Annotated in this window: 9 protein-coding genes; 3 read left to right on the forward strand and 6 right to left on the reverse strand. The window is 51.2% G+C overall.

Annotated elements, in window-relative coordinates:
- Positions 1-5: 5 nt before the first annotated feature.
- Both JKP77_RS09130 and purL read right to left on the reverse strand, forming a co-directional pair.
- Positions 6-146, reverse strand: coding sequence for a hypothetical protein (locus JKP77_RS09130; RefSeq protein WP_218310875.1), 141 nt, complete (start codon positions 144-146; stop codon positions 6-8).
- Positions 147-320: 174 nt separating this feature from the next.
- A complete protein-coding gene (gene purL, locus JKP77_RS09135) occupies positions 321-4,214 on the reverse strand; it encodes a phosphoribosylformylglycinamidine synthase (protein WP_218310876.1) in 3,894 nt (1,297 codons plus the stop codon).
- A gap of 199 nt (positions 4,215-4,413) precedes the next feature.
- Between purL and mltF the strand changes: the two genes are divergently transcribed.
- A complete protein-coding gene (mltF, locus tag JKP77_RS09140; protein ID WP_420840063.1) occupies positions 4,414-5,778 on the forward strand; it encodes a membrane-bound lytic murein transglycosylase MltF in 1,365 nt (454 codons plus the stop codon).
- 518 nt (positions 5,779-6,296) lie between these two features.
- Here mltF and tadA read toward each other — a convergent pair.
- Positions 6,297-6,824, reverse strand: coding sequence for a tRNA adenosine(34) deaminase TadA (gene tadA, locus JKP77_RS09145; protein ID WP_218310877.1), 528 nt, complete (start codon positions 6,822-6,824; stop codon positions 6,297-6,299).
- A 259-nt stretch (positions 6,825-7,083) separates the two neighbouring features.
- Here tadA and JKP77_RS09150 point away from each other — a divergent pair, with 259 nt between their 5' ends.
- Positions 7,084-7,323, forward strand: a complete 240-nt coding sequence (locus tag JKP77_RS09150) for a hypothetical protein (protein ID WP_246601148.1) — start codon at positions 7,084-7,086, stop codon at positions 7,321-7,323.
- 158 nt (positions 7,324-7,481) lie between these two features.
- Here the strand turns inward: JKP77_RS09150 and JKP77_RS09155 are convergent, their stop codons facing one another.
- On the reverse strand, positions 7,482-9,419 hold the full coding sequence (locus JKP77_RS09155; protein WP_220100122.1) for a monovalent cation:proton antiporter family protein: 1,938 nt from the start codon (positions 9,417-9,419) through the stop codon (positions 7,482-7,484).
- A 165-nt stretch (positions 9,420-9,584) separates the two neighbouring features.
- Here JKP77_RS09155 and JKP77_RS09160 point away from each other — a divergent pair, with 165 nt between their 5' ends.
- The gene (locus tag JKP77_RS09160; protein ID WP_218310878.1) at positions 9,585-10,490 is read left to right on the forward strand and encodes a GGDEF domain-containing protein; all 906 of its coding nucleotides are present in this window, start codon (positions 9,585-9,587) and stop codon (positions 10,488-10,490) included.
- A 79-nt stretch (positions 10,491-10,569) separates the two neighbouring features.
- Here the strand turns inward: JKP77_RS09160 and tilS are convergent, their stop codons facing one another.
- The gene (tilS, locus tag JKP77_RS09165; protein ID WP_218310879.1) at positions 10,570-11,865 is read right to left on the reverse strand and encodes a tRNA lysidine(34) synthetase TilS; all 1,296 of its coding nucleotides are present in this window, start codon (positions 11,863-11,865) and stop codon (positions 10,570-10,572) included.
- A gap of 27 nt (positions 11,866-11,892) precedes the next feature.
- The gene (gene accA, locus JKP77_RS09170) at positions 11,893-12,849 is read right to left on the reverse strand and encodes an acetyl-CoA carboxylase carboxyl transferase subunit alpha (RefSeq protein WP_218310880.1); all 957 of its coding nucleotides are present in this window, start codon (positions 12,847-12,849) and stop codon (positions 11,893-11,895) included.
- Positions 12,850-12,864: the final 15 nt, after the last annotated feature.

Genomic DNA, 12,864 nt, shown 5'->3' on the forward strand with positions numbered 1-12,864 from the left:
GCAGATTAGTTAATCGACGTCAAACTGGTTGGTGTAGAGGTTATTTCTGCTGAACGCGCAGAGGAACTAAAAACTGCAGTAACGATCATTAGCAGTACGGCGATAGCCACCCCGGTTAACCCAAACCCTTTTGATGAACGATTCATATTCGTCTCTTATTGTTATATTACCTTGCGCAATGCAAAGATAATTTCACCCAACAAACACAAGTCCTTGTATCTCAAGCGCATTCCATGCAATCACCTACTTTAGTTCAGCGATAAACTGATGACAAGGCATCTGTTGGTTTTTTCGACCCTGTCATCAGTAAGAAGTTCAATTTATCCTACAAAAACTCTGGCATTTCTGAACATACGCATCCAGGCACCGTCTTCCTGCCAGTCATCTGGTCGCCATGAGTTCGCTACTGTTCGGAATACACGCTCAGGGTGCGGCATCATAATCGTACAGCGTCCGTCCGCAGACGTCAGTCCGGTGATCCCTTCCGGTGACCCATTTGGGTTCGCCGGATACTGGTTAGTGACCTTGCCGTAGTTGTCGATATACCGCAAAGCAACCTGCTGCTGTTCATTCACCGCTGCAATGGCGCTTTGGGTTTTAAACTCAGCTTGGCCCTCTCCGTGCGATACGGCGATAGGCATACGTGACCCTTCCATACCCTGCAGTAATACCGAGTTGGAAGATTGTACCTCAACCATGGCCACACGCGCTTCGAATCGTGCTGACTGGTTGGTCACAAAGTGTGGCCAGTGCTCGGTGCCAGGGATAAGGGACTTCAGGTTAGATAACATCTGGCAGCCATTACATACGCCGAGACTAAACGTGTCCTGGCGAGTAAAGAAGGCTTCAAATGCATCACGAGCCCGAGCATTAAACAAGATAGATTTCGCCCAGCCTTCACCTGCGCCCAGCACGTCACCATAAGAGAAGCCACCGCAGGCAGCCAGCCCCTGGAACTGCGCCAGGTCAACACGTCCCTGCAGCACATCACTCATATGCACATCAATCGCATTGAAGCCTGCTCGGGTAAACGCCGCCGCCATTTCCAGATGTGAATTTACGCCCTGCTCGCGTAGTATCGCCACCGAAGGCTTAGTGCCTTTGGCAATAAACGGGGCTGCCACATCCTCGTTCACGTCATAAGTCAGTGCGGCATGTAAGCCCGGGTTAGCGGCATCTTTTTTCGCTTCATGCTCTTCATCTGCACAGGCAGGATTATCACGAAGACGTTGCATCTCATAAGTTGTCGCAGCCCATTGCATGCGCAGACTAACCCGGCTATCGCTAACCACTGGGTTGCCATTACGGGTAAACACAACCGTATCCGAATCGTTCAGCGTGCCAATATCGTGTGACATTGCAGACAGGCCATAATCCTTAAGAACCGCGTTAACAGCTTCTACGTCAGTTGCTTTGACCTGAATCACGCCACCCAGCTCTTCTGAGAACAACACCGACAGATCATCACTGCCAAGCGTGTCCAGTTCTACGGACACCCCCGTGTTTCCGGCAAATGCCATCTCGGCCACGGTGGTAAACAGCCCGCCGTCGGAGCGGTCGTGATAGGCCTGCACCAGCCCTTGGGCAACCAGCTTCTGCACAGCGTTAAAATAGTTTGCCAACAGCTCAGGTGAATCGACATCGGCAGGTTGAGTACCCAGCTGGCCGTACACCTGCGCCAGACAGCTTCCGCCCAGGCGATTTTTTCCGCAGCCTAAGTCAATCAGAATAAGGCGGCTGTCCCCTTTATCAGTGCGTAACTGTGGCGTCACAGTCTTACGGATATCGGTGACCGCGCCAAAGGCAGAGATCACCAGCGATAACGGTGACGTCACCGATTTATCACCTGATTCATCCTGCCATGCCGTCTTCATAGACATTGAGTCTTTTCCTACCGGGATCGTCAGCCCAAGCGCAGGACATAACTCTTCACCTACGGCTTTAACTGCCTCATAAAGACCAGCATCTTCACCCGGATGGCCAGCGGCAGCCATCCAGTTTGCAGAGAGTTTAATGCGCTTTAAATCGCCAATGGGCGCAGCAGCAATGTTCGTCAGCGATTCACCTACGGCCAGACGTGCTGACGCAGCATGCGACAATAATGCCACTGGCGTACGCTCGCCCATCGCCATAGCTTCACCATGGTAGGTATCGAAAGCTGTGGCGGTTACCGCGACATCTGCCACCGGCACCTGCCAGGGTCCAACCATCTGGTCACGGCTCACAAGACCAGTGACTGACCGGTCACCGATGGTGATAAGAAACGTCTTTTCCGCTACAGTTGGCAGCGCCAGTATACGTTTGACCGCGTCTTCCACTGTCATTCCGTCGCGGTCTAATTCTACGGAGGCTGATTGTGCAGAGGTGACATCGCGATGCATTTTAGGCGGCTTGCCCAGCAACACATCCAGCGGCATATCAATAGGCTGATTATCGAAGTGCGAATCGTTAAGCAGCAGATGTGGCTCAGCTGTCGCTTCACCAACGACGGCAAATGGCGCACGCTCTCGATGACATATGGCTTCGAATACTGGTAAGTCTTTTTCCGCTACGGACATGACATAACGTTCCTGCGACTCGTTACACCACAGCTCAAGTGGCGTCATTCCCGGCTCGTCAGACAGCACATTGCGAAGCTCAAAACGCCCGCCGCGCTCACCGTCGTTCACCAGTTCAGGTAGCGCATTAGACAACCCTCCCGCACCAACATCATGAATAAACTGAATGGGATTATTGTCACCTAACTGCCAGCAGGCATCGATCACTTCCTGACAGCGACGCTCCATTTCCGGGTTATCGCGTTGTACTGAGGCAAAGTCCAGATCTTCATTAGACTGGCCTGACGCCATAGACGACGCCGCGCCACCGCCCAGGCCGATATTCATCGCCGGGCCGCCCAGTACGATCAGCTTGGCACCCACCGTGATTTCACCTTTCTCAATATGTGAACGACGGATATTGCCCAGACCACCAGCCAGCATAATCGGCTTATGGTAACCACGTACTTCCACGCCATTGAAACTGGCCACTTCCTGTTCGTAGGTACGGAAATACCCCAACAGATTCGGGCGGCCAAATTCGTTATTAAATGCCGCGCCACCCAGCGGGCCATCGATCATAATATCCAGTGCACTGACAATGCGCTCAGGTTTACCGTAAGCGGCTTCCCAGGGTTGCTCAGCGCCTGGTATATTGAGGTTAGAAACGCTGAAGCCCACCAGTCCCGCTTTAGGTTTAGAGCCACGGCCTGTTGCTCCTTCATCGCGAATTTCACCGCCAGAACCTGTCGCCGCCCCCGGGAACGGAGAAATTGCCGTCGGGTGATTGTGCGTTTCGACTTTCATCAGAATGTCGATATCTTCGTGATTGAATTCATACTGGTGGGTTTGCGGATTCGGGAAGAAACGCCCTGCAGCCCAGCCTTCCATCACGGCGGCATTATCTTTGTAAGCAGAATAAACATGTTCCGGGAAACGCTCGAACGTGTTTTTGATCATTTTGAACAGGGACTTATCCTGTTCTACGCCGTCAATGGTCCAGCTGGCGTTGAAAATCTTGTGGCGGCAATGCTCAGAGTTTGCCTGAGCAAACATATACAGTTCCACATCGTTAGGATTACGACCCAGTTTAGTAAAGCTTTCAAACAGGTAATCAATCTCATCGTCAGCCAACGCGAGGCCAAGGGCAATATTGGCATCAATGAGCGCCTGCTTGCCGTTCCCTAGCACATCGACTGAACTGAAAGATTTTGGCTCTGCCTGTTCAAACAGCACATCAGCCTCTTCCAGAGAATGAAATACCACTTCCGTCATACGGTCATGCAATGCCGCCGCTACCGTGCTGCTCTCGGTTTCAGTCAAAGGCTTTGCGCTATCGATATAGTATGCGCAACCCCGTTCGATACGAACGATATCGTCCAGTGCGCAGTTATGCGCGATATCCGTGGCTTTTGAAGACCAGGGCGAAATCGTACCGGGGCGAGGCGTGACGAAAAACAGCTTTCCTTGCGGCTGCTGGCTTTGTCTGGCCGGGCCGTAGGTGAGTAGTTTATCGAGGATAGCCTTGTGGTCGTCAGAGAGCGCCTTGCGGGTCTCGGCTAAATGAACGTATTCGCTATATATACCTTTGATGGAGATGCCGGATTGACCCAGCTTGGTGATCAGTTTAGTTTGGTTAAACTCTGACAGTGCGGGAGCGCCTCGAAGGACCAACATAGTGCTTTACCTGGTTGTTTTGAAGCCACGCAATGTTGCAGACTGGTAGCTTCTGAGATTGACGAGTGTTTCGGCGCGGATTATAGAGGAAATCCGTTGAATTGATAACCGGCAAGGCCGTGATGTGACAGTTTTTTTTTACCTTCTGTCTGAACAGCACCCCAGCCGTTAACTGAATAACAGGATTGAGTAGATTAAGGTGGATTTTCGACGCGGTCTGACATTGCTATTGTGCCTGCTGATGCTGAGCTGTACACAGTCCTCGGTACCGAATTCGCTGTCGCAGTTAATTGACCGGCAGGTATTGCGGGTAGGTACACTGTATGGCCGTACTACGTACTATCTGGGGCCAGACGGGCCGAAAGGCTTTGAGTACGAACTGGTCAAGGGCTTCGCCGACTATCTGGGCGTTGAGTTACAAATCTATCCCTTCTATTCGTACGACGCCATGCTTGGGCAGCTAAGTGATGGCACGCTGGATCTGGTGGCATCAGGCGACGCGATCACCGGGACGATGAAATCCCGGTTTGTTTATGGTCCGGCCTATCAGCAGGTAAGTCAAAAACTGGTTTTCAGGCAGGGGGATGAGCGTCCCAGAGCCCTGGAAGATCTCAGTAAACCGCTGATGGTTGTCGAAGGCAGCAGTCACGCGAGGATCCTCAGAGATGTCGCGACGTCTGAACTGACATCACTGTCCTGGCAGGAAACTGCCGATCGTGACGCTGAAGAGTTATTGCAGATGGTCGCTGAGGGCGAGCTCGATTATACACTGGCAGATACCAACCGACTGGCGTTACAGCGCAGGCGTTTTCCTCAGTTAAGTGTCGGCTTTACTCTTGAAACCCTGCAGCCCATCGCCTGGGCACTTAATCCCCAATTGGACGACTCCCTGCGCGCGGCGCTGGTTGAATACTTTGGTAGCATCCATCAGGCTGGCGTGTTCAAGGTGCTGGAGGAGAAGTACTTTGGGCATGTCCGTCAGTTTAATTATGTGGATACCAGCGCATTCATCGATGCAGCACAAAAAGTGTTGCCTGAATACGAAGCCTGGTTTCGTCAATACGGCAGCGATATAGACTGGCGGCTACTTGCCGCAATGAGCTATCAGGAAAGTCACTGGCAACCCGATGCCACCTCTCCTACGGGTGTGAGAGGCCTTATGATGCTGACTCTGGATACAGCGAAAGATATGGATGTGGTGTCCCGTATTGATGCAGAACAAAGCATTCGGGGCGGAGCCCAGTACTTCGCCAGCCTGCTGAGCCGGATCCCCGCCAGGATCCAGGAGCCTGATAAAACCTGGATGGCGCTGGCCGCTTACAATATCGGTCTCGGCCATCTGGAAGACGCCCGAGTGCTAACCCAGCGCCAGGGGGGCAACCCTGACCTCTGGGTTGATGTGAAGCAGCGTTTACCTTTGCTGCGTCAGAAAAAATATTATCGTACAACAAAGTATGGCTACGCCAGAGGTGACGAAGCATTGCAGTACGTAGAAAATATTCGCCGCTATTACGATACACTGGTATGGTTGGATGAAAATCGTGACGGACGAATCGCGCTTTAAGCGTTAAAGGCATCAGGCCTGAAAGATTGTTTACCGTGGCCATTTTGTTCCGGCTTTTCCACAGTTCCATTGTTGGCGCATAACTCCCCTTTTTACACACGGATTTTTGCAACGACTATCTTGAAAACTGTAATAACGCCGTCATTTTATGACGCTAGGATACAACTGGTTTCTGGTAGCCCGTTTTTACTACCTATAACTAAACTACCGCCTTTATTGATTTTACCTGGTGCCCTACAGCCAGAGGTAAGAGAAAGGTATTCGTGTAAACGTGACTGTCTGGTAACCCACCTCAATTCATGTCGACGGAGTGTGCGGGAAACTGCCAGAACCCAATGACAGTCAACGTCCCTGACACGTCTGCCTTTCTGATAATTCAGGAGGACAAAATATGAAAAAGAACAAAATGATGAGAAAAGGAAGAACGTTGAAAAATAACAACCGACGCAGACTGATGCTAAAGCGGTCGCATCAGAAGGTACTGAAGCGCCGCAAAATGTACCATTCTTTCGATATGTTTACTGATCTGGCGCAGGCTTCGTAGCCTGAGCTCGCCGGGCCAGTTTAGCCGCCTTAATTTCTGCCCTGCGACGCTTGAAAAACGCAGATAAACGCTGACCACATACATCAGCTAAAACACCACCGGTAATATCCACTTTATGATTCAGCGATTCGTGCTGAAGCAGATTCATCACCGAACCGGCCGCTCCGGTTTTCTCATCATAAGCCCCAAACACGACCCGACTTATTCTCGCATGCACTAACAGGCCAGCGCACATTGGACATGGCTCAAGGGTGACATATAAGGTAGCATCTATCACCCGATAGTTCTGTCGATGAAGCGCAGCCTGACGCAACGCGTTCATTTCTGCATGCGCTGAAGGATCATGCCCGGAAATAGGCGTATTCCATCCTTTGCCTATTACTTCGCCATCAGAAACTACCAACGCACCAACCGGTACTTCGCCCAGGACTTCTGCGTTTTCTGATAACAACAATGCTTGTTGCATCCAATGGTGGTCTGCTTGCTCTGATGCGTCTGGCATGTGGTGAATTCTGCTACTTATTTGGTGTATTTCACTAACCTGAACTACTCTTCTTGTTATCAAAAAAACTAACTCTTTGAAAATAATTGATTTTATATTTTGGTCAGTGACTTGCTTACAATTACTCGCTAGTGTGTTATTCCAACAACAAATGAAATTATACCTCAGCGACTGCTGAGATGGGGTAAAGAATTTCGGGCTAAACCATCGTTTTGGAATTACACTGATTAATTAAGGTATTGAAAAGAGGGAAATCATTATGATGTCTGGATACGTAACTGCTATTGCTATTGTGGCTATTATCGGATGGGTTCTTGTGGAAATTACCACGTCTGGAAGAAAAAAACGCGCTGATATGAGCGACAAAGAAAAGGCAGAAATGCAGAAGGAAATTGTGAACCTTAAGTCGCGCATTGAGGTGCTGGAGCAGATTGTGACAGACGAAAAATACGATCTGAAAAAACAGTTTAAAGACTTGGAAAAAGACAAAGTCGCCTGATACAGGTCGTCAACGCAGAATGCGTCACTGGGACAACGCGAATATCGCGTTGTCGGCCCGGTAAAGACTTAACCTTCACACACAGCGAGATCAAACTGACGCCGCTCGCTCTCTACCTGTAGTGCCATATCACAGGTGCCAGATTCGACGGATTAGCATTAGCCGCCTTCCAGTAGAAATCTTTCAGCCCGTTCCACCCGACGTGGTTTCCCGGCAATAACCAGCACATCGCCTTGCTGAAGAATAGCGCTGCCATCTGGCTCCGCCACTTCTGTGCCATCCCGGCGAAGCCCCTTCACTTTCACCCGCATCCGGGTTAAATCCAGCGCTTCGAGGGTTTTCCCCAGGCAATACGCATGCGAATTGAGCACGACCGCGTGAATGAACTCCAGTTTATCTTCGGTACCGTAAGTGATTTCGGTCGTTTCTCCAGGGTAAAAGCCATGCAGGTGGTCATAACGCCCTTTTCGCTCAGCTCTGACGCGTTTTAGAATACGGGACATGGGTACGCCGGCGTAGTGAAGCACCTGGGAAATCAGCATCAGACTCCCCTCCTGCAACTCCGGAACGACCTGCGACGCTCCGGCACCATATAATGCCTCTAACTGATAATCGCGCTTAGTACGCACCATTACCTCTATGTTTTCCCGTATCTGGCGGGTAGAACTTATGACCTGAGCCGCTTTGTCTGGCTGGTCGAAGGTGACCAGCACCAGTTTCGCTCGTTCCACACCCGCATTAATCAAAATGCCTTTCTGGCTGGAGTCGCCAAACAAAATGGGCTCTCCGGCGTTACGACTTTCATGCACCCTTACCGGATCGCCGTCTATCGCGATAAACGGGATCCCTTCCATTTTCAGCATTCTCGCCACTGACTGACCAACCCGCCCAAAACCGGCAATGACAACATGATCAGAAAGTGGACTCTGTGAAAAAAGAACCGGCTGATCGGCGTCAATATTCGGTTGCTTTACCAATGTCTGGGCAAAAGCCAGACTTTTATCGATTAACCATGGGGTGAGCGCCATACTGATTACCCCCATACTCACAATGATCGAGGATTGCTGCTGAGTAATAACGCCGTGCGTGGTAGCCAGAGCCGCTATAACAAAACTGAATTCGCCAATCTGACAGAGTTTAAAACCGGCAGACCAGGCATCAACCGGGTCGCACTTGAACAATCTCGCTGCCAACCTGACCAGCACCACTTTCACGGCCATCAGCGACACCACACCAGCAATGATCCAATGACCACTTTCCATCAGGACGGTGAGATCCAGCTGCATCCCGACGGTCACGAAAAAGAGGCCCATCAGAATATCTCTGAAAGGTCGGATATCCGCTTCTAACTGATACTTGTACTGGCTCTCCCCCAGCATCATACCGGCCAGAAACGCGCCTAACGCCATCGACAGACCGGAAACGTAAGTCAGGCCAGCAGCAAGTAACGACACCAGAATCGTTGTTAAGACAAACAGTTCATCGGTGCGCGTGCGAGCCACTTCCCGAAACACCCATGGCAAAAACCACTTCCCTACCGAAAGCAAAAAGGTCACTACCAATGTTCCTTTAAGTAGTGCCCCTGCCAGTACACTGACAACATTAACGTCCTGCTCGCCCGATAGCAGCGGGATGGCTATGAGAAACGGGACAACAGCAAGATCCTGGAACAGCAAAATACTGATTGCCAGTTGTGTGCGACGGTTGTTGAGGATCCCCGACTCAGTGACCTGCTTAATGACTATCGCAGTGGAGCTAAGCGCGACCATGCCGCCGATGATAATGGAGGCTGCGAGTGGCAAGTCGAAAAAATAAAACGGGATCAGCGTGAAGACCAGCGTGGTAATGCACATTTGTCCAAGACCGACCCCGAAGACCAGACTGCGCATCGCCATGAGTTTAGGTAGCGAGAACTCCAGCCCCAGAGAAAACAGCAGAAAAACGATGCCGACTTCGGCCAGAAGGTGCATTTGCTCTGGATGGGCGAAAAGTGCGAGAAGCTGAGGTCCGGCGAGGATCCCGGCAAACAGGTACGCCAGTATGGGTGGCAAATGGAATCGTTTAAACAATGCCACGCTGACGACAGCGAGAAACATCAGTATCACCACATGTACAAAACCACTACCGATCACATCGTCTCCTTTTTATTTCAGGCACAGTTTTTGCTGAAAACAATTGAGTAAGGCGAAAACATCAGAACATGCCGGATTTCCGTCAGTCTGAATGTCGCACTCCCATTTGACTTTTTAAGGGGCCAGAACATGGATTTCTCTACTACTATCTACGATAGCACAGTCCATGACAATTATTATGCAATTACTGACTCGGGCTCATTGATCAGCGCGACGCAGTTGAATGCATTTATGCATCAATTACTTTCGACTGTAGATCTGGCCACGCTGGGCTCTGTGTACTTTCACCAACTGAACCAGCACCTGAATATCGCAAACGTCAGCCTGTCAGATTACGACAGCCGCCTGGTCTATGGCAAACTGACCGGCTCGCAGGGAGTGCAGGTAGAGCTGGCGCTGCCCATGTGTCAGCGCGAGGCGGATGGCCTCACTAAATATGTCTACTACGCCTTTGATAAAGAGCCAGGCCCTCAGGTAAGAGCCAGACTTGCGCAATTTCACCAGCTTTTCAGCCAGCAGTTAGTTCATGCGCTGGAATTTCGTCGGTTAAAACAAATCGCAACAAAAGACACACTTACCGGGCTCGGCAATCGTAATGGCTTCAATGACTCATTCAGTCGCCTTATCTGTCGCGCACACCGACATGAACAAAATTTCGGGTTGCTGGTGATCGATTTGGATAATTTTAAAAAGATTAACGATACCCGCGGCCACCGCGAAGGCGATAGCGTTCTGGTTAACGTTGCGAGCCAGATAGCACAATCGCTGCGCGGCGAAGACGAGGCGTTTCGATTCGGTGGCGATGAATTTTGCTGTTTGCTCGACTGTCAGACCACGGCTCAGCTTGAAGCCGCTGCATGCCGCCTACAACGCCAGATCCGCTCATCGGCCTTCCTGCGCCGCTATGAGGTCACAGTGAGTCTAGGCGGCGCTATTTTTCGTGAGGACGATGACGTTAATGCCCTTTTTGACCGTGCTGACAGTGCACTTTATAAAGCCAAAGAGAGCGGGAAGAACACCTATCAGGCAGCCTGATTCTACTATCCTCTTTTGGGTTATGACACAGTCCGGTTGAACACAAACATGGAGCTGTCAGGCGGCAACAACTTGCCCGTTAGCTGGCATGTACCTGAACGGAAGGCGGCAGCGCATGAAGCCTCAGGACCCCTGCGGGATACACACAGGCAACCGGAGTCTGCTCCAGTAACAGTAGCGCGGCCGGTTGGCGTTGCCACGGTGGTATACCAAGCGCTTTCATCCACTGCTTAATCGGTTTTGAACTCCCTCGCCCCTGAAGCTTTACTTTCTCATTAAGGCTCACAGGTTCTAACTGGTAGGTGCCGTGCTCCTCTGAATCAGATATCAACAGGCGCACCCCTGTCTCTTCAACAATGGTTACCGTTCCTGCATAAATAATCTGCTTTGAAATCGCTTCTGCTGAGCGGGTGTTACGGGTCCAGAAAAGATCGTCCTGAAACCGTCGGATCACGACGTCATTCACCGTCACCTGTGGCTGCGCATCAGCTTTTGCGGTTAACTGCAGTGTTACCTGCTCCAGCTGAGCCTGTGATGGCGCAGCCATACCGTGGCCAGCAAACCATTGTCGCAACACTGCCCGTTGCCACCTCAGGGGAAGTGCAGCTAGCTTCGCGCCGTCGAGCCTGTCCGCACCTTTGCTCATTGCCGCAAGCTTTTCCGTTGCAGCATTCTCCACGAGCTCCTGCTGTTCTGCACATAAAGCAGCACTTCTGGCAGCGGTTTCACTTATCAAAGGCCAGCGAGACTGTAAAAGAGGAATGATATCCTGCCGGAGAAAGTTGCGGTCGTATGCGGTATCCGCATTTGATTCATCCTCAATCCATGGCAGCGCCAGGTGCGTTGCAGCGGCTTCTATCTCCTTTCGGCTGAGTGAGAGCATCGGACGGATTATCGCGACGTCTTGTCTTACCTGATACTCTGGCATTGCGGCGAGTCCCTTTGGCCCGGCACCGCGTTTTAGCTGTAGCAATATCGTCTCTAACTGATCATCCTGATGCTGCCCTAAAAGCAGTGCAGCGTGTCTTTGTTTGCAGTGCGCAAACAGCGCAGCGTATCTTGCGTCTCTGGCAAGCGCCTCAGTACTTTTTCTGGATGTCGGGGTGACTGAGACAGACTTTGCCTCAAATACAACGTCAAGCTGCTGGCACACATCAGCACAATGCTGTTGCCACGCTGTGGCATTGGTACTCAGGCCATGATGGATATAGCACGCAGAGAGGGCGATTTGATGCGCACTGGCAAATGCCTTTGCGGCATACAGTAATACGGTAGAATCTACTCCCCCACTGTACGCAACGGTCAGAGAACCGCAGGAGGGAGGAGTAAGCCGCGCCAGCGAGGCACTGATAGTGTCAATGACAGTTTCAGTCATCACCGCTGGCACGTTCCTTTATGTGGATTAGCAGTAACCAAAGGACATCAGGCGATCATAACGCTCAGCCATGAGTGTCTCAGTGTCCAGTGCTTTTAACTGACTTAGTTGTTGTTTGATAGTCGCTTTCAGGTTTGCTGCCATACCGTCGTGATCTCGATGCGCGCCGCCAAGCGGCTCTTCCACGATGGCGTTGATCAAGCCCAGCTCTTTGATCTGAGGTGCACTGACGCCCATCGCTTCGGCGGCAAGGGGCGCTTTTTCAGCACTTTTCCATAAGATGGATGCACAGCCTTCTGGTGAAATCACCGAATAGGTAGAATATTGCAGCATGTTCACGCGATCGCCAACACCGATCGCCAGTGCGCCACCAGACCCACCTTCGCCAATAACCGTACACACGATAGGCACGCGAATTTCAGCCATTTCGAACAGGTTGCGGGCAATCGCCTCGCTCTGGCCGCGCTCCTCCGCCCCCACGCCGGGATAGGCTCCGGGAGTATCGATAAGGGTCACGATGGGCAGATTAAATCGCTCAGCCATTTTCATCAGGCGTAACGCTTTGCGATACCCTTCTGGTTTTGGCATACCAAAGTTGCGTTTGATTTTTTCATGAGTGTCACGCCCTTTTTGGTGACCAATCAGCATAATAGGCTGGTCGTCCAGCATCGCCAGACCGCCGACGATAGCCTTATCATCTGCGTAGGCTCGGTCACCGGCAAGCTCATCAAATTCAGTAAAAATACGGCCAATGTAGTCATTGGTGTAAGGACGCAGGGGATGACGCGCCAGCTGAGAAACCTGCCACGCCCCTAAATCGGCAAAAATTTTGCGCGTTAAATCTGCGCTTTTGCCGCGCAGGCGATTGATTTCTTCCTCAATGCCTACATCAAACTCGCCGCCTTGGTTAACCAATCGCAACTCTTCTATTTTTGCTTCTAGTTCGGCAATTGGCTGTTCAAAATCCAAAAACTGTATACTCATTCTTTGTCCTATTAT

It is taken from the genome of Alteromonas antoniana, assembly GCF_019249295.1.
GTDB classification, from domain to species: domain Bacteria; phylum Pseudomonadota; class Gammaproteobacteria; order Enterobacterales; family Alteromonadaceae; genus Alteromonas; species Alteromonas antoniana.